This window comes from Mesorhizobium atlanticum, from assembly GCF_003289965.1.
In the GTDB taxonomy this organism is placed as follows: Bacteria; Pseudomonadota; Alphaproteobacteria; order Rhizobiales; family Rhizobiaceae; genus Mesorhizobium; species Mesorhizobium atlanticum.
This window is the reverse complement of record NZ_QMBQ01000002.1, coordinates 457,117-477,634: the sequence shown is the minus strand read 5'-3', so window position 1 is coordinate 477,634 and position 20,518 is coordinate 457,117. Positions and strand designations below refer to the sequence as shown.

Annotated in this window: 14 protein-coding genes; 8 read left to right on the top strand and 6 right to left on the bottom strand. The window is 65.3% G+C overall.

What is annotated here, in order from left to right:
• Positions 1 to 68 precede the first annotated feature (68 nt).
• Together DPM35_RS07335 and DPM35_RS07330 are read right to left on the bottom strand one after the other, a co-directional pair.
• Positions 69 to 5,522: an MBG domain-containing protein gene (locus tag DPM35_RS07335; protein ID WP_112126632.1), complete on the bottom strand. Its 5,454-nt coding sequence runs from the start codon at positions 5,520 to 5,522 to the stop codon at positions 69 to 71.
• 8 nt (positions 5,523 to 5,530) lie between these two features.
• On the bottom strand, positions 5,531 to 7,339 hold the full coding sequence (locus DPM35_RS07330) for a ShlB/FhaC/HecB family hemolysin secretion/activation protein (RefSeq protein ID WP_112126631.1): 1,809 nt from the start codon (positions 7,337 to 7,339) through the stop codon (positions 5,531 to 5,533).
• Between the two features lie 350 nt (positions 7,340 to 7,689).
• Here DPM35_RS07330 and DPM35_RS07325 point away from each other — a divergent pair, with 350 nt between their 5' ends.
• Both DPM35_RS07325 and DPM35_RS07320 read left to right on the top strand, forming a co-directional pair.
• The gene (locus DPM35_RS07325) at positions 7,690 to 8,556 is read left to right on the top strand and encodes a hypothetical protein (protein ID WP_112126630.1); all 867 of its coding nucleotides are present in this window, start codon (positions 7,690 to 7,692) and stop codon (positions 8,554 to 8,556) included.
• Between the two features lie 118 nt (positions 8,557 to 8,674).
• Complete coding sequence (locus DPM35_RS07320; protein ID WP_112126629.1) at positions 8,675 to 9,538, top strand: hypothetical protein; 864 nt, start codon at positions 8,675 to 8,677, stop codon at positions 9,536 to 9,538.
• 14 nt (positions 9,539 to 9,552) lie between these two features.
• Here the strand turns inward: DPM35_RS07320 and DPM35_RS07315 are convergent, their stop codons facing one another.
• Positions 9,553 to 10,755 (bottom strand): ROK family transcriptional regulator, encoded by a 1,203-nt coding sequence (locus DPM35_RS07315; RefSeq protein WP_112127089.1) that lies wholly within the window; start codon positions 10,753 to 10,755, stop codon positions 9,553 to 9,555.
• A 224-nt stretch (positions 10,756 to 10,979) separates the two neighbouring features.
• Here DPM35_RS07315 and DPM35_RS07310 point away from each other — a divergent pair, with 224 nt between their 5' ends.
• From DPM35_RS07310 to DPM35_RS07285, 6 genes are all read left to right on the top strand, one after another.
• Positions 10,980 to 12,218 carry an extracellular solute-binding protein gene (locus DPM35_RS07310; RefSeq protein ID WP_112126628.1) on the top strand — a complete coding sequence of 413 codons (1,239 nt, stop codon included), beginning with the start codon at positions 10,980 to 10,982 and terminating at the stop codon, positions 12,216 to 12,218.
• Positions 12,219 to 12,303: 85 nt separating this feature from the next.
• A complete protein-coding gene (locus DPM35_RS07305) occupies positions 12,304 to 13,188 on the top strand; it encodes a carbohydrate ABC transporter permease (RefSeq protein ID WP_112126627.1) in 885 nt (294 codons plus the stop codon).
• Complete coding sequence (locus DPM35_RS07300; RefSeq protein WP_112126626.1) at positions 13,188 to 14,033, top strand: carbohydrate ABC transporter permease; 846 nt, start codon at positions 13,188 to 13,190, stop codon at positions 14,031 to 14,033. The genes DPM35_RS07305 and DPM35_RS07300 overlap by 1 nt, the downstream gene beginning before the upstream one ends.
• Before the next feature lie 2 nt (positions 14,034 to 14,035).
• On the top strand, positions 14,036 to 15,052 hold the full coding sequence (locus DPM35_RS07295; RefSeq protein WP_112127088.1) for an SIS domain-containing protein: 1,017 nt from the start codon (positions 14,036 to 14,038) through the stop codon (positions 15,050 to 15,052).
• Entirely contained in the window at positions 15,052 to 15,990 is a 939-nt protein-coding gene (locus DPM35_RS07290; RefSeq protein ID WP_112127087.1) for a PfkB family carbohydrate kinase, read from the top strand. Before DPM35_RS07295 ends, DPM35_RS07290 begins: the two co-directional genes overlap by 1 nt.
• Positions 15,977 to 17,053 carry an ABC transporter ATP-binding protein gene (locus DPM35_RS07285; protein WP_112126625.1) on the top strand — a complete coding sequence of 359 codons (1,077 nt, stop codon included), beginning with the start codon at positions 15,977 to 15,979 and terminating at the stop codon, positions 17,051 to 17,053. The genes DPM35_RS07290 and DPM35_RS07285 overlap by 14 nt, the downstream gene beginning before the upstream one ends.
• Positions 17,054 to 17,097: 44 nt before the next feature.
• Here DPM35_RS07285 and amaB read toward each other — a convergent pair whose 3' ends face one another.
• The 3 genes from amaB to DPM35_RS07270 all read right to left on the bottom strand — a co-directional run bounded on the left by amaB (position 17,098) and on the right by DPM35_RS07270 (position 20,440).
• Positions 17,098 to 18,612, bottom strand: coding sequence for an L-piperidine-6-carboxylate dehydrogenase (amaB, locus tag DPM35_RS07280; RefSeq protein ID WP_112126624.1), 1,515 nt, complete (start codon positions 18,610 to 18,612; stop codon positions 17,098 to 17,100).
• A 185-nt stretch (positions 18,613 to 18,797) separates the two neighbouring features.
• Positions 18,798 to 20,069, bottom strand: coding sequence for an RNA polymerase sigma factor (locus DPM35_RS07275; protein ID WP_112126623.1), 1,272 nt, complete (start codon positions 20,067 to 20,069; stop codon positions 18,798 to 18,800).
• Positions 20,066 to 20,440: a YciI family protein gene (locus tag DPM35_RS07270; protein WP_095817189.1), complete on the bottom strand. Its 375-nt coding sequence runs from the start codon at positions 20,438 to 20,440 to the stop codon at positions 20,066 to 20,068. Before DPM35_RS07270 ends, DPM35_RS07275 begins: the two co-directional genes overlap by 4 nt.
• Positions 20,441 to 20,518 lie beyond the last annotated feature (78 nt).

The window sequence follows — 20,518 nt, the reverse complement described above, 5'->3', positions numbered from 1 at the left end:
GCCGCTTCCACGCTGCAAAGTCCACACGAGAACTTCAGTTGACCTTCGATTACCGGTTGGCGCGCCCATCACCTGCCGACGCCCTGCTCAGCCGAGGCCAGGAGACATACGGTGGAAACCACGCCCATGGCTCGGCAGAACGCGGCCTTGTCGAAGCGGGGATCCTCGACCACCGTTTGCGTGTCGCCCGCCGGCCGGCCGGTGAAGAAGACATGCGCCGGCTGCCCGCTGCCGTGCGTGGCGGCGTTGGAGGCCACGGTGCTGGCGGCACCGACCGTCGGCATGACATTGGCCCGCTGCACCACCAGATTGGCGCCGACATAGGTCAGTTCGTAATTCGCCGACGCGCTCAGGCTGCCTTGTTCGATGGCATAGCTGCCCGGCTCGCTCGCCGTGGTCGCCTCGGTCGAAAGCGAGCCGCTGAGCATGTCGCCGGCGACCAGGCCAAGTCCGCTGATTGTGTAGGTGAGCGGCGGATTGGACATGCCCGGACGACGGCTTTGCGCATCGGCCGTGACGGTGATCGCCCGCCTGGCGATGGTGAAGTCGGCGCCGACGAAGGTGATGTCGTAGTTGGAATTTGCGGCATCGGTCAGCGAGCCTTGGCCGATCGCGTAATTGCCGGCATTCTCGCCAGCCTCGCGATCGAGCGCGCCGACCAGCGCAACGCCGTTGCCGAGATCGGAGAAACTGTAGCCGAGTGTCGGATCGGCATCGCCATAGGTCTTGTGCTGGCCCGCCGTCGCCGTCACCGTCACCAAGCGTTTGCCGATGTTGAAATTGTCGCCCTCGAAAGTGATGTCGTAATTGGCGTTGTTCGCATTGGTCAGCGAGCCTTGGCCGATCGCGTAGCTGCCGGCGTTCTCGCCAGCCTCTCGGTCGAGAGCGCCGACAAGGGCGACACCGCTGCCGAGGTCGGAATAGGTGTAGCTGTAGGATGAGGGGTCTGCATTGCCGTAGGTCTTGCCCTGGCCGGCATTGGCCGTCACCGTCACCGCCCGTCTGGCAATGTCAAAATCCGTGCTGACGAAGGTGATGTCGTAGTTCGAATTGTTGGCATCTGTCAGTGTGCCCTGGCCGATGGCGTAGTTGCCGACATTCTCGCCCGCCGCGCGCTCCAGCGAGCCGACAAGTGCCACGCCGTTGCCGAGAGAGCTGTAGGTGAAACTATAGGACGACGGATCGGCGTCGCCATAGGTCTTGCCCTGGCCGGACTTGGCCGTGACCGTCACCGCTCGCTTGCCGATCTCGAAATCCGACCCGACGAAGCTGATCTCGTAGTTGAAATTGTTGGCGTTGGTCAGCGTGCCTTGGCTGATGGCGTAGCTGCCGACATTCTCACCGGAAGCCCGATCGAGCGAACCGACGAGCGCCTCGCCGCTGCCGAGATCGGAAACCGAATAGGTCAAGGCAGGGTCAGCATCGCCATAGGACTTGCCCTGATTGGCGTTGGCGGTGACCGTGATGGCCCGCTTGCCGATGGTGAAGCCGGCGCCGACTACGGTGATGTCGTAATTGGCGTTGTTGGCATTGGTCATCGTGCCTTGGCCGATGGCGTAGGTGCCGACGTCCTCGCCTGCTTCGCGGCCGAGTGCGCCGACCAGGGCGACGCCGCTGCCGAGATCCGAAACCGAATAGGTGAGCGCCGGATCCGCGTCGCCATAGGTCTTGTGCTGATCGGCATCGGCCGTGACCGTGACCGCGCGCCTGGCCACGGTGAACCAGCCGGCGCTGTTGAAGGCGAGCCCATAGCCGTTCAAGACAGTGATATCGCCGGCGCCGACGGTGATCGCGTAGGTCCCGGCTCCGAGTTGCTGGGTGGCAAGCGGATTGGGCGTGGAGAGCGACGGCGCGCCGGTGAAAGTGGTGCTGGCGCTGTCGCCGAGATAGGCGTTGGCCACCCCTGCCTGATAGCCCGTCACCGTGTAGGTCAATGTCGGCATGGCGGCGTCGCCATAAACCTTGGAAGCACTTTGGGAGGTGAAGGTCAGCGTCGGCTGGTAGGCGAAGACATAGCGATTGCCGGCGGCGCTCACGGCGCCGCCGGCCGCCGTGTTCCAGACCGCGGTGTTGCCGCTGTTGAGATTGCCGAATGTGTTGCCGGTCGGCGCGGCGGCGTAGACCAGCCAGCGCCCGCTCGTCGCGGTCACGGCATCGCTGCCTCGGCTGTTGATGAACTTGCCGCCTGCCGCCAGCACCGGATCGGTACCGCTGACCTTCGCGCTCGCCGCGATCGTCAGGTCGCCGGTGGTTTGCAGTTGGACCTGCCCCGTCGTGTTGGCGCCGGTTGTCGTCACGCCGCGCGCGCTGGCGGCGCTGCCGATGACGAGTCCGCCGAGATCCGCCAGGTTGACCGATCCGGCATTGACGGCGACGGTGCCGACCTGGTTGCCGGCATTGGTCAGGTTGAAAGCGCCCGTGCCGCCAAGCCATAGCGAGCCCGCGCTCAGGCTGCTCGTCTGTGTGACCGCGCCGTTCGACGACAGCGCCAGCGTGCCGCTGCCGATCGATATGGCCTGGTCGAGCGCGAATGTCGTCGCCGCCGTCTCGATCTGCCAATTGGCGAAGGAGAGGCTGCCGACATAGGTCGATCCAACGGTCGCCGCGGCGACGTCCTGCAGCGCCGAAAGCGACGTGATCGAGGCGTCCGCCTCGTCGAGACGCCAGTTGCCGTAGACATTGAGGTTGGAGACATTCCCGTCCGACAGGCCCGTCCGGAGCGTCACCGCGTTCTGCGCCCCGGCGGCGTTGGGGCCGCCGTCCTGCACCGTATAGACCAGGACGCTGCTGCCGATCGTGCCGGTCGGCGTCGCGATGTAATAATAGCCGTTGACGCCGGTCGATACCGTGCCGAGGTCGACGCCGTTGGCGACCGCCGTAACGAGCCCGGGATTCTTCACATAGTCGGGCTGGCGCGTGCCCGACGACAGCGGCGTGGCGCCGCTGTCCTTGTAGGCGATGCCGGAGATCGCCTGCACACCGTTTGGATAGAAGCTTTTCAGATAGGGGTAGAGGCCGCCCGAGCCGCCGCCGAAGGCAGTGCTCAAACCATTGCCGGCGCCGTTCTGGAAGTCGGCGGTGGTAAGGCCGATTGCGCTGCCCGCGTTGCTGCCGCCGCCAAAGGCGTTGCTCAAGCCCGATGTCGTCATGTCGAAGGCGCCATTGGTGACGCTGCCGTAGTTCAGCCCCACCAATCCGCCCACCGTGGGCTCTCCGAGCGTCCCACTGGCTGGCCCGGTCGAATACGAATCGCTGATCGACCCCTGGTTCTGTCCCACAAGCCCGCCGACGAAACGTGAGCCAAGGACCCAGCCATACGAATAGGACTGGCTGATCGTCCCGCCGGCAGCATTGAAGCCGACAAGCCCGCCAGCATTATTGTCGTCACGCGCATTCACCCCCACGGTCGAGAATGACCGGGTGATCGAGCCGTCGTTCCGGCCGACCAGTCCGCCTGTAGAGCCGGCGCCGTGGATCTGCCCGCTTGCCCACACGCCGGAGATGGACCCTTTGTTCCAGCCGGCAATGGCGCCTGTTTCGTAGGAGGCCATGACGGAGACATCGACAAGCCCGACATTGCGCACCGCGCCCCCACCGCCGATATAGCCGAACAGGCCGGCATAGTTGGCCCCGCCTGGTGTCGACCGCAGATAGTCGATGGTGTTGCCGAGGCCGTCGAACGTGCCGTTGAAGCCGTTGCCGCCGTTCAGGATGTTGGTGTTGCCATCGGTGCCGAGCGGTATGAAGCCCTTGACGCCGTTCCAGTTGTAGGTGTCGCTGGCATCGATGGTGTTGGCGAGCGCATAGCGCCCGCTGAGGCCATTGTTGATCGCCTGAAGGCCGTTGACGTCGTAGATCAACGTGTAGCTCTGACCGTTGATCGACAGCGCCTGCGCGCCTTGGGTGCCGGTAAACGTCACCGAGGTGCCGAGCGCATAGGACATCACGCCGCCGCTGCCGCCATGATTGGTGACCAGCGCCAGCCCGCCGACACCGCCGATCGTGGCATCGGCGTTGAAGACGATCGAATGATAGGCATCGAGCGTCAGCGTGTTGGCGCTCCAGGTAATCGGCGCCGCAACCGTGATGTCGCCGGCCTGCGAACCGCCGCTGCCCGTCGAGATGGTGACGTTGGCGGTCGCCAGCAGGTTCTGCAGCATCGTGACGTTGATGACGCTGTCATCGGTGTTGACGCTCATGCTGCCGCCGGTGTTGCCTGCAGCGTTGGAGATGGTGACGTTGTAGGGATCGAGCAGAAGATCGCCCGTATAGCCGAAGCGGGCGCGAAGATCGGCCGAACCGGTGAAGTCGAGCCTCTGCTTGCCGGAGACTTCGACGAAGCCGCCATTGCCGCCTTGGTCACCGCCACGGGCCGAGATCTTGCCGGCGAATGCAGTCTGCTCGTCGGACCAGACGATTACGGTGCCGCCGTCGCCATTGCCGGTCGCATCGGCGCTGATCGTCGTGTCCTTGTCGATCTCAGTGGTCGCGGCATGCTGCAGCGTACCCGAGCCCTGCTTGTCGCCGCCGATCTTGACCGTGCCGCCGCCATCCTTGCCCGAGGTATCGACGGTCGCACCCTTCAGCTTCAGTTTCCTGCCTGTGACGGTCACCTTGCCGCTCTGGCCGCCGGCCTTGGCCGAAGCGTCGAGCTTGCCCGACACTTCTACCGAGCCGTCGCCGCCGCCAAGCACGATCTCGCCGGATTGGCCAGAGACAGTGCGCGCCTCGACAAGCCCCGACATGTTGACGGCTTGCCGCGCCGCTTCCTTGGCCGCAGCCGCCTTGATCTCGACCCGGCCGCCATCGGCGCTGATCACGCCCGAATTGCCGACCAGCGCGCCGGTGCCATCCGCCTTGGTCGGCACCGCGATCTGCAGGAATCCGTCGCCCGACAGATCGAGTGTCGCCTCCTCGCCCGAGCCCAGCCCGACCTTGCCGAGCGGCACGCTGACCGTGCCGGAATTGTCGACGCTGCCGCCGAGCAAGGCCGCATATCCCCCGGAGCCGATCGAGACGGACCCTTCATTCGTCACCGCGGCGGAAGCGCCCTTGCCCTTGAATCTCAGCTTGCCGGCCTTGAAGTCCTCATCGCTGATATCGAGCGAGGAGCCGACGAAGCCGGCCGCGCTCACCTTGCCGGTCTTGGAGATGGCGATGCCGTTCGGGTTGACCAGGAAGACCTGCCCGTTGGCTTTGAGCTGGCCGGCAATGGTCGACTTGGTGTTGCCGGTGACGCGATTCAGCATAACCGACGACGAATTCGGCTGATCGATATCGACGCTCGCGCCGGCGCCGATGGAAAAGCTCTGCCAGTTGACGATGGCCGAATTGGTCGACTGCTTGATTGTAAGCTGCGACGATGACGGCTTGGATATGGTCACGCCGCCCGAGGCGACGCTGCCGCCGGTCGGCAGTTCCTGCGCCTTGGCCTGGGCGAAGCCGACAAGCGCGGTGGACGCCAAAAGCAGCGCCGTCAGCGGCAGGTTCACGGTCGGAAGGATTTGGAAAGTATCACGCATGGGCTGACCTAGAACTGGATGGCGCCGCTCAACGAGAAGCGATCGCTGATGGGCTGATGGTCATTACGGTGCTGGCGGCCCCATTCGAGAGTCAGGCTGGTGTTGGTGGGATCGCTTGCGAAGGCCGTGCCGAACTTGACGCCAAGGCCGTAGGAGGCGCCGACGATGCTGGCGCTCTCGAGCGCCGTCGGCATTTCCACACGGACTTCGCCGACGGCTCCGAACAGATAAGGCGAAAGCTGGACCACGTCGCCGGCGAAGGGCACGTACCAGGGCGAGGACAACTCGCCGCGAACCACATAGCCGGAATCGCCCTGCAGGGCGCCGGCATCGAAGCTCGACAGGCCGGTTGCGCCGGTCAGGCCGATCTGCTCCGACTGCAGCAGCGGCTTGCCGAAGGATGTCTGCGCCCGCGCGAACAGATCGAGCCCGACATGCTCAGCCAGCGGCTGGTTGTAGTTCGCCGAGACCTCCAGCTTCTGGAATTCGGCATCGGCGCCCTGGCGCGACAACGGCAGGAGCGGCGTGGCGTCGGCTGCCGACCGAGCGCCGAGACCGTCTATGCCGAACGAAGCCGAGACATTGCCGACGAAAACGCCGCCGACCGGCGTGAACCAGGTGGCGTCGGCGCCGAACCGGATGATGCGCAGCCGGTCCTCGGCGATCGGCAGCGAGACCGGGGTAACGGCGTCGAGATCGTCGTTCTGCGCGTCAAAGGACAATTCGCTGCTCACCGTCAGCGCCCGGCTGCGTATCCAGGGATAGCGCAGGCGCGCCGAATAGCGTTCGAATTCGCTGCCGAAGCCGAGCGAACCCGGCTCGGCATTCGGATTGGCGCGGGTGCGGCTGGCTTCGAGATTGAGCGTCAGCCCGTCATAGCCGATCGGGAGGACGATACCGGCCGCGTAGTTGCGGTTGCGTGGGCCGTCGCTGAACAGACCCTGGTCGCCGCCATTGGGATATCCGCCGGCCCGCAGGTAGACGAGTTCGCCGAGCCCGAGCAGCGAATTGAAGTCGACGCCGACGCCGGTCGACCAGCGCTGCAATGAAGGCGACAGCGAATTGTCGACGGTGAGTTGACCGCCGACCGGCCGGTATTTGCCGTCGATGACAAGCACGCTGGCGCCCTTGGCCGAGCCTGCCTTCAGTGTCGAGCGGAGCCTTGCACCCGGCGTATCGCCGGCCAACAGCAGCTTGCGCTCGATCGCGGACAACTTGATGCCCTTTTGCCCGACCAGCGGCGCCAGTGCCGCTTCGACCCTGCCCCTTATCCGTTCCGGCAGATTGCCGGTGTCGATCTTTTCGAGGAAGCCGTCGACGACGATCAGCCGCAATGTCGCGCCGTTGCCCAGTTTCTGCGCCGGCAGCACCACCCGCACCAGCGCATAGCCGGCGCGCGCATATTCGGCTTCCAGCTGACGCGCCGCGACAAAGATTTGGGCGGCCGTGACCGTACGGCGGGAAAGGCCGGCAGTGATCTTGCGCGTCGCATCGGCCATATCGGGGAGGCCGCCCTCGATATGCACCGCGGCAAGCTTGACCTGCAGCTTTTCAGCGCCGGCGGGTGCCTCCAGCCCTTTACCCTCAGGGATGGAGACACCTGCCGTGTCCGGCCCGGGTGGTGGCCGAAACGTGGGTGGCGTGATCTGGCTTGCGGTCTGGGCGAAGGCGCTGGCCGAAAGCCAGAGGCAAGCCGAAGCGACGGCAACCGCCGTCTTGATGCCGCTTAAGCCAGACCTTCCCGCCGCGCCAGGCCTGGGCCGGGCGCCGTGTCGAACATTGCGGTTTTCATCGGCATGGATGCCGGTTCCGCCCATATGGCTCACGCGGTCACTCTTGATCCGTGACGGAATCCGGGCGCAAAGCGTTGCCACCGCCGATGCCGCGCATCGGGCGCCAGACCCTGTCCTTGTTTCTTCTTTCCCGGGATAGCGCTCCCCGCAGCCCCGATACGCGGAACCTATGTCTGCTCGACGGGACTCGTCAATTCAACGCCGGGCTGCGGGCCGGACTATTATTGGGACGGGTTTCCCGAACCGATGCAAAGAGTTAGCAACAAACGCGCCGCTTGATCGTTCGTTGTTCCAATAGGCAACTGGACACGACCGGCGAACACTGGGAATCTTCATTTGTCGTTCTTCGAAAATCGCCTGGAGTACCGCAGGAAATGCCGCTGAGTGCCGCTGAGATCGCCCATCATCCGGCAGCGCTTCGCTGTATCCAGGAGCAGGCGCGCGCGCTCATCCACATTTACGAAACAAGCCCGCGACTGGCCGCCGTGTTCGCCACCCAGCAGCGCTGGCTGCTCGGTCACGTCGGTCTGGCCTTGCATTTCCGGCGTGACCCCAACGACCGCCGCACCGAAATGACGATGGCTCGGTTCATCGAGGTCGTGCGCCGCCATTCCGTGGCCAGCCGCAACACGGCCGAGGCCTTCGTCAAGGAGATGCTGCGCTACAACATCGCCGAGTATATTTCGGCCAGCGGTGACGGCCGCGCCCACCCCATGCGGGTCACCGAGGGCACCATCGAAACCTTCACCGGCTGGATCCACGCGCATCTGAGGACGCTCGACCGCATAGACGGCGGAAACCGCCTGACGACTTTCCTCGATCGACCCGGGATGCTGTCCAGGCTGCAGCCGCTCATCGCCGACGGACTGCTGGCCAGCGACGGCGTGCGGGAGCCTGGGCGGACTTTCTCGTTGTTTATCTGGCTCAACAATGGCGGCATCGTCATGGACTGGCTGATGTCCGGTATCGATCCGGAGGACGTTCATCTCGACAGGATACCGACCAGCGTCATCTCGGTCAGTGAATTCGCGCACTGGCTGAAGCTGTCGCGCACCCACTTGGCGCGGAAACTCAACGATGGCGAGGCGCTTGGCAGCATCGGCTGGGTCGGCCAGCGCGGTCATTCCGTCATGTGGGTTTCACGCCAGTTCTTCGACGAGTACATGGCGGTGCAGGCGTCCAAGCTCGCCGTCGTCGACCTGGCTTTCGAGGACAGTTTATCCCAGGCGGACGAGAGCTGATCGGCGCAGCGATCGCTTCTCGGATCCAGCCGACAAATACCGCAGGTTGCGCTGGCAGGCGCCAGCCAAAACTGCTATCCGCATCCGCATATTGCGATATTTGGCCGAGTCTGGGGGGATGGCGCTGAACTTCGAAGACATTGTCGGTCATCCGGCGCTGAATGCCGCTGTCCAGGCACAGGCCCGGGCGATGCAGCAGGCCTATGAAGGAAACCCACGCGCGTCCTCGGTCTTTGCCACCCAGCAGCGCTGGTTGATGGCGCATATCGGTCTTGCCCTGCATTTCCGCAGGGATCCGAGCGACTACCGAAAGGAACTGACCGCCGCGCGTTTCGTCGACGTCACCGTTCAGCATGCTGTGGCAAGCCGAAACACCGCCCATGCCTTCATCAAGGAAATGCAGCACTATAATTTCATCGAGGTCGGTCCAATGGCCGACGACGGCCGCATTCGCCCCTTGCACCTGCCCGCCATAACCCTGGACCCGTTGATCGGCTGGATCCATATGCATCTGAGCACGCTTGATGCTCTTGACGGCGGGAGCCGGCTGGGAACATTCCAGGCACGGCCGCAAATGCTGGCGCGGTTGCAGCCGCTGATCGCGGACGGGCTGATCTCCTCGGTGCCGGTGCGGGAGCCGCAACAGACTTTTTCGCTGTTCACATGGCTCAACAATGGCGGCGTCGTCATGGATTGGCTGATCGCCGGCGTCGACCCGCGGAATGCCGGCCAGGAGCGCATCCCGACCGGCGTGCTGTCGATCGGCGACTTCTCCAAATGGCTGAAGCTGTCGCGTACCCATCTTGCGCGCAAGCTGCGCGACGCCGAGGCGCTCGGCAGCGTCGGCTGGCTTGGGCGGCGCGGTCATTCCGTGATGTGGATCTCGAATGAGTTCTACGGCGAATACCTCACCGCGCAGGCGGTCAAGCTCGCTATCATCGACGCGGCTTTCGCCGCCTGCATGGAGCAGGCGACCGGCTGATCGTCAGACGTTTTCTATCCGGCCTTCAGGATGGCGGAAAAACGCGGATCGAAGGCCCGGCTGATCGGTTCGGCCGCGGCGCCCACCGCGATCGCCCAGGGATCGGTGGTGCCCAGTTGCAGCCGCGGCAGGCGGCGGGCGGGTCGATCCGCGATCGACGGCAGCAGCGGATGCATGGCCTGAAGCAGAAGCCGAGCCAGCGCCTCGGGCGCGGTGCTGGTGAGGATGACGGTTTGCGGATCGAAGATCGTTTCGATCAGATGTACGCTCCAGCGCAAGTCGGACGCGGCTCTCTCGACCCAGCCCATGATCCTCGGGTCCCCCTGCAGCGCCAGCGCGCCGAGCGTCTCGTAAAGCCCCCTCTCGGCGGGGTCGAGGCCGAGATGCTGGTAGAGCGAGGCGAGCGAGGCGCGATGCTCCAAAGGCGTCGAGCCTGGACCGGCCGGCGACAGCAGCGCCCTGCCGATCTCGCCGGCATTGCCGTTGCCGCCATTGTAGAGCTCGCCGTTCAGGATGAGCCCGGCGGCGATGCCGTAGCCGATATAAAGGCAGATGGCGTGATCGACGCCATGCGCGGCGCCGACGATCCGCTCCGCCGTTGCACAGGCCGCCGCATCGTTCTGCAGCCCGACATTCAGTCCGGTGCCGGCGGCAAGCGTCTCGAGCAGCGGGAATTGCTGCCAGGCTGGCATCATCCATTTGTCGTCGGATTCCTTCAGCCCGAACGGCCCGGGCATCGCGACGCCAAGGCCGACCAGCCGCCGTTCGGACTGGGCGAACAAGGAAGCCAGCTCGCGCCTGACACGGTCGACCAGGCCGAGGATGATCTTGACGCCCGCTGATGGCTCGTCGAGCGGCAGGCCCGCCTCGGCGCGCGCGATCACCTTGCCGACGAGGTCGACCACCACCACGCGTGTCAGATGTCTGTCGATCTGCAGCCCGATGGCGAAGGCACCCTCGGGCACCAGCCGGTAGGGTGTGAAGGGCTGCCCCCTGCCCTTGCGCACCGCGTCCAGGGCGACAACCAGCCCATCGCGCTCGAGATCCTCGATGATGTTGGAAACCGCCTGCTTGGTAAGCTGCGTCGCCCGCGCCAGGTCGGCACGCGACAGCGCGCCGTTGAGCCGCAGCGCCTCGATCATGACGCGGCGGTTATGCGCGCTGGTGCCTTCCTGGTTGGTGCCGCTTTTGGCGCGGATCGGGCTGATATCGTGCACCGTCTTTTCCCCTCTTGACTCCATTAAAGGATTGATCGACTAATTAAGTCAAGCGAATTGACTTAATAGGTGAAACCCGGGCGGCTCCACAAAAAGACGGCAAAAGCCTCGAGCTCCCGCCGCGCGCCGTTCAGGACAGATCCGGTCACACGCGATGCAATTCGAGGAAGCGGCGGCACAAGCTTCGCCGCCCACTTGCAGCTGTCGAAATGGGAGAAAGACAAATGCTGAAATCGATCGGTAAGACACTTCTGGGCGCGGTGTTCGTCGGCGGGCTGTTCGTTCCCCACGCCTTCGCCGAGACCACCTTGAACGCGCTCTTCATGGCGCAGGCCGCCTATAGCGAGGCCGATGTGCGCTCCATGACGGAGGCCTTCACCAAGGCCAACCCGGACATCAAGGTGAACCTCGAATTCGTTCCCTATGAAGGCCTGCACGACAAGACCGTGCTCGCCCAAGGATCGGGCGGCGGCTATGACGTGGTACTGTTCGACGTGATCTGGCCGGCCGAATACGCGACCAACAAGGTACTGGTCGACGTATCCTCGAAGATCACCGACGAGATGAAGAAGGGCGTGCTGCCCGGCGCCTGGACCACCGTGCAATATGACGGCAAGTACTACGGCATGCCGTGGATCCTCGACACCAAATATCTGTTCTACAACAAGGAAATCCTCGAGAAGGCCGGCATCAAGGCACCGCCGAAGACTTGGGAAGAACTCGGCCAGCAGGCCAAGATCATCCAGGACAAGGGGCTGCTGAAGACGCCGATCGCCTGGAGCTGGTCACAGGCCGAAGCCGCGATCTGCGACTACACCACGCTGGTCAGCGCCTATGGCGGCGACTTTCTCAAGGACGGCAAGCCCGACTTCCAGAACGGCGGCGGCGTCTCGGCGCTGAAATACATGGTCGACAGCTACAAGTCGGGCCTGACCAATCCCAATTCCAAGGAGTTCCTCGAGGAAGACGTCCGCAAGGTGTTCGAGAACGGCGATGCGGCCTTCGCGCTGAACTGGACCTACATGTACAACATGGCCAACGATCCGAAGGACTCCAAGGTCGCGGGCAAGGTCGGCGTCGTGCCGGCGCCCGGCGTTGCCGGCACCAGCGAGGTCTCGGCCGTCAACGGTTCGATGGGTCTCGGCATCACGGCAGTGTCGAAGCACCCCGACGAAGCCTGGAAATACATCGAGTTCATGACCTCGCAGGCGACACAGAACCAGTATGCCAAGCTCTCTCTGCCGATCTGGGCTTCGTCCTATGACGATCCGGCTGTCACCAAGGGCCAGGAAGAGCTGATCGCCGCCGCCAAGCTGGGTCTCGCCGCGATGTATCCGCGCCCGACCACGCCGAAATACCAGCAGCTATCGACGGCGCTGCAGCAGGCGATCCAGGAATCGCTGCTCGGCCAGACGACGCCGGAAGACGCGCTCAAGACCGCCGCCGAAAACAGCGGCCTCTGATCTGGCGTTCCTCGACGCGGACGGCCTCATCCACGAGCGCCGCCCGTGCTATTTCTGACCGGATGAAGGGAAAGAGGCGCCTCTGATGTCAGGCACCTGGATGACGACTCGTGCGTGGCTGTTGATGCTGCCGCTTCTGGTGATCATGGTCGCCGTCATCGGCTGGCCATTGGTCGATACGGTCAGGCTTTCCTTCACCGACGCCCAACTGGTCGGCACCGCGGGCAATTATGTCGGCTTCGACAACTACACCAAGATGCTGACAAGCTCGAACTTCACCCGCACGCTCTCGACCACCACCTGGTTCGCGGTTGTCTCGGTCGCCGCCGAAATGGTGCTCGGCGTGCTCGCGGCTCTCCTGCTCAATCAGGAATTCCGTGGTCGCGCCATCTTGCGCGGGCTGATGATCCTGCCCTGGGCGCTGCCCACCGTCGTCAACGCGACGCTCTGGCGACTGATCTACAACCCAGAATATGGCGCGCTGAATGCGGCGCTGACGCAGCTCCACCTGATCGATGACTACCGCTCCTGGCTGGGCGAGCCGGGCACGGCGCTTGCGGCGCTGATCGTCGCCGACTGCTGGAAGAATTTTCCGCTGGTTGCGCTGATCGCGCTGGCCGCCCTGCAGGCCGTACCGCGCGACATCACAGCCGCGGCGCTTGTCGACGGCGCCGGGCCGTTCAACCGCTTCCGCTTCGTCATCCTGCCTTATCTCGCCGGTCCGCTGATGGTGGCGCTGGTGCTGCGCACCATCGAGGCCTTCAAGGTCTTCGACATCATCTGGGTCATGACCCGCGGCGGTCCGGCCAACAGCACGCGCTCGCTGTCGATCCTCGTCTACCAGGAGGCCTTCTCCTTCCAGCGCGCCGGCTCCGGCGCATCGCTGGCGCTGATCGTCACGCTGCTCGTCACCGTTCTCGCTGTCGCCTATGCGACAATGGTCCGCAAGACCGCGGGGAGCGCTGCCTGATGGAACGCAAGAGCCCCGTCTTCACCGCCTTCGTCTATGTCTGCGCCATCCTGCTCGCCGTCGTCATCCTTGCCCCGCTTGCCTGGCTCTTCGTCATGAGCATATCGCCGGCGGCCGATCTAGCCGCCAAACCCCTGCGCTGGTGGCCGCAGGCCGCGGATTTCTCGCGTTACGAGCAGCTTCTGTCTAGGGCCGAGAACAGCGCCGGCGCCGCCTTCACGTCTTCGCTGCGCAACAGCCTGGAGGTCGCCGGCATGGCGACGCTTGCCGCCGTCGTCCTTGCCGTGCCCGCAGGCTGGGCCGTCTCGCGCACACCTTCGGTGGGCTGGTCGCTGTCGATGGTGATCGCCACCTATATGCTGCCGCCGGTCGCGCTCTCCGTGCCGCTTTACATGGGCCTGTCCTGGCTCGGCCTGCTCAACAACGTCCTCGGCCTGGCGCTGATCTATCTGACGATCCTGGCGCCCTTCACCACCTGGCTGATGAAATCGGGCTTCGATTCCATCCCGCGCGAGATCGAGGCCGCGGCGATGATCGACGGGGCCGGGCTGTTCCAGACCTGGCGCATCATCACCTTGCCGCTGGCCGCGCCCGTGGTCGCGACATCGGCGCTGTTTGCCGTGCTGCTGGCCTGGGACGAGTTCTTCTACGCCCTGCTCTTCACCTCGGACCAGCGGGCAAAGACGCTCACCGTCGCCATAGCCGATCTCGCCGGCGGCCGCGTCTCCGATTACGGACTGATCGCCACCGCCGGCGTGCTCGCGGCCCTGCCGCCGGTGCTGATCGGCCTCGTCATGCAACGCGCGCTGATCTCGGGCCTCACCAGCGGCGGCGTGAAAGGATAATGATGACCACTCAAAAACCACGTCCCTCCGGCCTGCTTGCGATCGACCGCGAGATGGCGCGCCAGCATCAGGATGCGCTCGCCTCGTTCGAGAGCAATCGAGAGGCAGCCGCCAGGGTCGCCGCCTCGATCAGGAAGAGCGGCCGGCTCGTTCTGCTCGGCATGGGCGCCTCGCATGCCGTCGCCCGCGCCGTCGAGCCGCTTTATCGCGCGCACGGCATCGACGCGATCGCGCTGCCGCTGTCGGAACAGCTCGGACAGCCATTACCGCTTGCCGGCAAGACGGTGATCGTGACCTCGCAGTCCGGCGAGAGCGCCGAGGTGCTCCGCTGGTTCTCCGAAACGGTTCCGCAGGCTGACACCTTCGGGCTGACGCTGGAGGCAGGTTCGTTCCTCGGCCGCACGGTGACTTGCCTCGTCGGCGCCGGTGGCACCGAGCTTGCCTTTGCCGCAACCCGCAGCCTGACCGTGACCTTCGCGCTGCATCTCGCCGTCCTCGAAGCGCTTGGCGAAGACCCCGCCGCCGCGCTCGCGGCGCTCAAGGCGCCCAAAACGGTCGAGATCGATGCAGCCTTGGCGGCGCTGAGCAAGGTCGCGACCATCGTCACATCCGGCCGCAAGCTTCAAGGCATAGCTGAAGCCCTGGCGCTCGGCTTCACCGAACTGTCGCGCCTGCCATGTTTCTCGCTCGAAGGCGGCCAGTTGCGCCACGGGCCGATGGAGATGCTGGGCCCAAGCATCGGCATCGTTCTTTTCCGCGGCGACGACCCGACCGCCGACCTCGTCACCGTCATGGCCCTGTCCGTCGTCGAGACCGGCGCGCCGCTGATCGTGTTCGACGCTTCGGGCAAGCCGCCGGTCGCGGGCGCCGTCACATTGACCTTCAAGCCCGCCTCCGGACTGGCGGCGATCTTTGCCATGCTGCCCGTGGCGCAAAGCCTGATGATCTCCTTCGCCGATTCCCGCGTCGAGAATGCCGGAACGCCGGTGCGCACCACCAAGATCACCAGGAGCGAATGATGCGGCCGCTCGCGGTGATCGGCAACGTCAATGTCGACCTGATCGTCGGCCCGGTTGCGCCATGGCCGAAGGCCGGCACCGAGACCGTCGTCGACCACGACGACCTGCGCGTCGGCGGCCAGGCCGGCAACACGGCGCTTGCCTGGCAGGCGCTGGGCATCGACTTCGAGATTGCCGCCAATGTTGGCGACGACCAGTTCGGCCGCTGGCTGCGCGAGGCGTTCGGACACCGCGCGCAGAAATGGCCGGTTCGTCCCGAGGGCACGACATTGTCGGTGGGCATGACCCACCCTGACGGCGAGCGCACCTTCTTCACCACGCGCGGCCACCTGCCCCGCTTCAGCCTGGACGATGTGCTTTCGGTGCTCGACGGCAACCGGCTCGCAGGGGGCTATGCGCTGCTCAGCGGCTCCTTCCTCACCGACGATCTTACGCGCGACTACGGCGCGCTCTTCGACTGGGCGGAGGCGCATCGTATTGCCGTCGCGCTCGACACGGGATGGCCGATCGACGGCTGGACCGAGGCGAACTGCGCGGCGGCGCGCGGCTGGCTGTCGCGCTGCGAACTGGCGCTGTTCAACGAGGTCGAAACGACGACATTGGCCGGCCTGGCAAATCCGGCGGAAGCGGCGCGCAGGATCCGCCACGGCATGAAGGACGGCGCGACGGTCGTCGTCAAGCGCGGACCCGATGGCGCGATCGCCATCGGCACTGACGGCGGGTTGATCGAAGTGCCGGCGCCGCGCGTCACGGTGGTCGACACGATCGGCGCCGGCGATGTGTTCAACGCCGCCTTTCTGGCCGCCCTGGCACAGGGGCGCTCCCTGGAAAAGTGCCTGTCCACCGCCATCCGCGTGGCCTCGCGCGCCATCTCAACCTTGCCCCGCGACTATGGCGGGCCGATCCACTCCGAGGATGCCCTCCATGAGCGCGCTTGAAATCCGCGACGTCCGCAAGAGTTACGGCAGCGTCGAGACGCTGAAGGGCATCGACATCGCGCTCGAAAATGGCGAGTTCCTGGTGCTGCTCGGCTCGTCGGGCTGCGGCAAGTCCACCCTGCTCAACATCATCGCGGGTCTCGCCGAGGCAACCAGCGGCGACGTGCGGATCGGCGGCCGTTCGGTGCTTGGCGTGCATCCGAAGAACCGCGACATCGCCATGGTATTCCAGTCCTACGCGCTCTATCCGAACCTGACGGTGAGCCGCAACATCGGCTTCGGCTTGGAGATGCGGAGGGTTCCGGCCGCCGATCGCGACAAGGCGGTGCGCGAAACGGCAAAGCTTTTGCAGATCGAGAACCTGCTCGATCGCAAGCCGGGCCAGCTCTCGGGCGGCCAGCGCCAGCGGGTCGCCATCGGCCGGGCGCTGGTGCGCAAGCCGCAGGTGTTCCTGTTCGACGAGCCGCTCTCCAATCTGGACGCCAAGCTCCGCCTGGAAATGCGCACCGAACTGAAGCGGCTGCACGAGATGCTCAAGACCACGGTCGTCTACGTCACCCATGACCAGATCGAGGCGATGACGCTGGCGACGCGGATCGCCGTCATGCGCGACGGCCGCATCGAGCAGCTGGGCACGCCGGAAGAGATCTACAACCAGCCGGCAACGCTCTATGTGGCCGGTTTCGTCGGCGCGCCGGCGATGAACATGCTGGAAGCCACCGTCGAGGACGGCAAGCTCGCCATCGCCGGCACGGATGCGCGTCTGGCGCTGCCGGAGCGCCTCGCAGGTGCGGCCCGTACCGGCGCCCAAGTCATTGTCGGCGTGAGGCCGGAAGCGCTCCGCCTCGGGCCCGGCAGCAGCACGGACCTGTCGCTGCCGGTCGAGATCGACGTCGTCGAATTGACCGGCCCGGAGCAGGTCACGACCGCCCGGGCCGGATCCCAGCGGCTGACGGCGACCTTGCCGCCGCAGGCCCGTGTCGCCAAGGGCCAGCCATGCGCGTTTGTATTCGACGCGGAGGCGCTTCGCCTGTTCGATCCGGCCACCGGCAAGGCTTTGTGAAAAGCGGTATCAGGCGCCGCAGTTCACGGCGCCCGCGCCTGTCATCAATCGATGTCGAATGACACGCCCTGCGCGAGCGGCAGGGCCTTGGAGAAGTTCACCGTGTTGGTGGCGCGACGCATATAGGCCTTCCAGGCATCCGAGCCGCTCTCGCGGCCGCCGCCGGTTTCCTTCTCGCCGCCGAACGCCCCGCCGATCTCCGCGCCCGAGGTACCGATATTGACGTTGGCGATACCGCAATCCGAGCCGTCGACGCCGAGGAAACGTTCCGATTCCTGCAGGTCGCGGGTGAAGATCGACGACGACAGGCCGGCGCCGACCGCATTGTGCAATTCGAGCGCCTCGTCGAAATCGGAATATTTCATCACATAGAGGATCGGCGCGAAGGTCTCTTCCGTCACCGGCGAGACTTGGCTAGGCATTTCGACCAGCGCCGGATGCACATAGTAGGCGTCCGGATGACCGTTCTCGACGCGCGCGCCGCCGGTTACCTTGCCGCCATGCGCCGCGGCCTCCTTCAACGCCTTCTGCATGTTGTCGAAGGCCGCCTTGTCGATCAGCGGGCCGACCAGCGCCTTGCCTTCCAGCGGATTGCCGACCGAAACGGTCTCATAGGCCTTCTTCAGCCGCGGCAGCAGCGCGTCATAGACACTGTCATGGACGAAGAGGCGCCTGAGCGTCGTGCAGCGCTGGCCGGCGGTGCCCATCGCGCCGAAGGCGATGGCGCGCAGCGCCATATCGAGATCGGCGGTGGGCGTGACGATGCCTGCATTGTTGCCGCCGAGTTCCAGCACCGCGCGGGCGAAGCGCTTGGCGAGCCGAGGACCGACTTCGCGGCCCATGCGGGTCGAGCCGGTGGCCGAGACCAGCGGCACCTTCGGATGGTCGACCAACACCTCGCCGGCGGCGCGGTCACCGATCAGCACCTGCAGCAACCCCGCCGGCGCATCGGCGCCGAAGCGCTTCGCGGCGCGCTTGAAGATCGCCTCGCAGGCAAGCGCGGTCAGCGGTGTCTTTTCCGACGGCTTCCAAACCACCGCATCGCCGCAGACGAAGGCGAGCGCTGCATTCCACGACCACACCGCGACCGGGAAGTTGAAGGCCGAGATCACGCCGACGACGCCGAGCGGATGCCAGGTCTCCATCATGCGGTGTCCGGGGCGCTCGGTAGCGATGGTGAGGCCGTAGAGCTGGCGCGAAAGACCGACGGCGAAATCGCAGATGTCGATCATCTCCTGGACTTCGCCGAGGCCCTCGGACGGGATCTTGCCGACCTCTATCGACACCAGCCGGCCGAGTTCGTCCTTATGCGCGCGCAATTCTTCACCCAGCAGCCGCACCAGTTCGCCGCGCTTCGGGCCCGGCACCAGGCGCCAGGCTTGGAACGCCTTGTGCGCCGCATCGATGGCCTTGCCGGCGTCGGCCGCCGAAATCTGCTTCAGCGCCGCGATCTCTTCGCCCGTCACCGGGCTGCGCACGGTGAGGTCGCCTCCGGCAAGCGCCTCCTTGGCAACGCCGAGTTTCTCCAGAAGTGAAGCTGTTTCCTTCGCCAATGTCATTTTTGTTCCTTTCAGATCCCGCCTCTCGTGGGACGGGCGTAGAAGCCATGCGCCATCTCTCGGATGTGCGGTCGGGCACGGTCCGGGCGCTTTTATGGCGTGGCATTACTCGTTTCGGGGAAAAACCGCCACCCCGGCATGGTCCAAGGCCGGGGTGCGAAATTGGGCCAGAGGGTGAAGCCGGATCAACGCGCCTTCTGGATCGACTTCTCGCTGCTTTCCTTGATCAGCCGATCGATATGCATGCGGATATGCGCCGCCTCGGCGGCCGTATTGGCCAAAGCGATGGCGCGGTCGAAGGCGACGCGCGCCTCTTCGTTGCGGCCAAGCTGCATAAGCAGCCCGCCCCTCAGGCCGAAGAAGTGGAAATAGCCCGACAACCGCTCCTCCAGCGGCTCGATCATGGCAAGCGCTGCCTCCGGGCCGCGCACCTTGCTGACCGCGACGGCACGGTTCAGCGTCACCACCGGCGACGGCTGCATCTGCTCCAGCAGGCCGTAGAGCAGGTCAATCTCGGTCCAGTCGGTATCCGCGGCCGTCGCCGCCCGCGCATGCAGCGCCGCGATCGCCGCCTGCACCTGGTAAGGGCCGGGCTTGCGGTGGCGCAGCGCCTTGTCGACCAGCGCCAGGCCCTCGTCGATCATCTTGCGGCTCCACAGCGAGCGGTCCTGATCCTCGAGCAGGACGATCTCGCCATTCTCGTCGAACCGCGCCGGCGCTCGTGCGTGCTGCAGCAGAAGCAGCGCGGTCAGCCCCATGATCTCCGGCTCGGCCTGGAACAGCCTGAGCAGCAGGCGCGCGAGCCGGATCGCCTCTTCGCACAGCGGCGCGCGGGCCGGCGCCTCGCCGCCATTGCTCGAATAGCCTTCGTTGAAGATCAGATAGACCATCGCCGCGACTGCGGCGAGCCGCTCCGAGCGTTCGACGGCGCCCGGCGTCTCGAACGGCACGCCGGCGTCCGCAATGCGCGCCTTGGCGCGGGTGATGCGCTGCTCCATGGCGCTCTCGCCGACGAGGAAAGCACGCGCGATCTGCTTGACGGTGAGGCCGGAGACAATGCGCAGCGCCACCGCGATCTGCTGCGTCGCCGGCAGATCCGGATGGCAGCAGATGAACAGAAGCCGCAAGATGTCGTCGCGATAATGCGCGCCGTCGAGCCGCTCGGCCATGTCGCCCTCGGCATCCTCCAGGTCGGAGATCTGGTCCTCTTCCGGCATCGGCGCCTGCTTGGCGCGCTTGCGCACCGCGTCGATGCCGCTGTTGCGGCCGACGAAGATCAGCCAGGCCGCCGGATCGCGCGGCGGCCCGTTCTTCGGCCAGTTCTTGAGCGCCCTCAGGCACGCGTCCTGGAAAGCCTCTTCCGCGGCGTCGAGGTCGCGAAAGTAGCGCAGCAACGCGCCCATCGCCTGCGGACGGGCGTTGCTGATCGCCGTGCTTATCCAGGCAAGGTCCGTCATACCGCGACCTTTGTCGGATTGAAGACCGAGACCGGCCGGATCTCGTAGGAGCCGCCGCTCGGATTGACCTCGGAAAGCTCACGCGCGAATTCGACGGCCTCGTCGAGGTCGCGGCATTCGAGCGTGTAGAAGCCGAGGAACTGCTCCTTGGTCTCGGCGAACGGGCCGTCGAGCACGACTGCCTCGCCCTTGACCTTTCTCAGGGTCGTCGCGGCAGTCGTCGGCAAAAGACGCGCCACAGGCCCGAGCCGGCCGGCCTTGGCGTATTTGTCCTGCACATTGAGGAGCTTTGCCATCACCTCGTCGTCCTGTTCCTTGCTCCAGGAGCAGACGACGTCTTCGGAGGCGTAGCAGAGGATGGCGTAGAGCATGGCAGGTCCTTTCCGTATCAAAGGACGCGACACTAGGACCCTTCCCGACACAAGGTCGATAAAAAAATTCGGCGGGTA

Bases quoted from the DNA above. Each gene is read 5' to 3' on its own strand.
- DPM35_RS07320 (WP_112126629.1), top strand. From the start codon at position 8,675: ATGGCGCTGAACTTCGAAGACATTGTCGGTCATCCGGCGCTGAATGCC.
- DPM35_RS07285 (WP_112126625.1), top strand. From the start codon at position 15,977: ATGAGCGCGCTTGAAATCCGCGACGTCCGCAAGAGTTACGGCAGCGTC.
- DPM35_RS07275 (WP_112126623.1), bottom strand. From the start codon at position 20,069: ATGACGGACCTTGCCTGGATAAGCACGGCGATCAGCAACGCCCGTCCG.
- DPM35_RS07305 (WP_112126627.1), top strand. From the start codon at position 12,304: ATGTCAGGCACCTGGATGACGACTCGTGCGTGGCTGTTGATGCTGCCG.
- DPM35_RS07295 (WP_112127088.1), top strand. From the start codon at position 14,036: ATGACCACTCAAAAACCACGTCCCTCCGGCCTGCTTGCGATCGACCGC.
- DPM35_RS07290 (WP_112127087.1), top strand. From the start codon at position 15,052: ATGCGGCCGCTCGCGGTGATCGGCAACGTCAATGTCGACCTGATCGTC.
- DPM35_RS07300 (WP_112126626.1), top strand. From the start codon at position 13,188: ATGGAACGCAAGAGCCCCGTCTTCACCGCCTTCGTCTATGTCTGCGCC.
- DPM35_RS07310 (WP_112126628.1), top strand. From the start codon at position 10,980: ATGCTGAAATCGATCGGTAAGACACTTCTGGGCGCGGTGTTCGTCGGC.
- DPM35_RS07335 (WP_112126632.1), bottom strand. From the start codon at position 5,522: ATGCGTGATACTTTCCAAATCCTTCCGACCGTGAACCTGCCGCTGACG.
- amaB (WP_112126624.1), bottom strand. From the start codon at position 18,612: ATGACATTGGCGAAGGAAACAGCTTCACTTCTGGAGAAACTCGGCGTT.
- DPM35_RS07270 (WP_095817189.1), bottom strand. From the start codon at position 20,440: ATGCTCTACGCCATCCTCTGCTACGCCTCCGAAGACGTCGTCTGCTCC.
- DPM35_RS07330 (WP_112126631.1), bottom strand. From the start codon at position 7,339: ATGGGCGGAACCGGCATCCATGCCGATGAAAACCGCAATGTTCGACAC.
- DPM35_RS07325 (WP_112126630.1), top strand. From the start codon at position 7,690: ATGCCGCTGAGTGCCGCTGAGATCGCCCATCATCCGGCAGCGCTTCGC.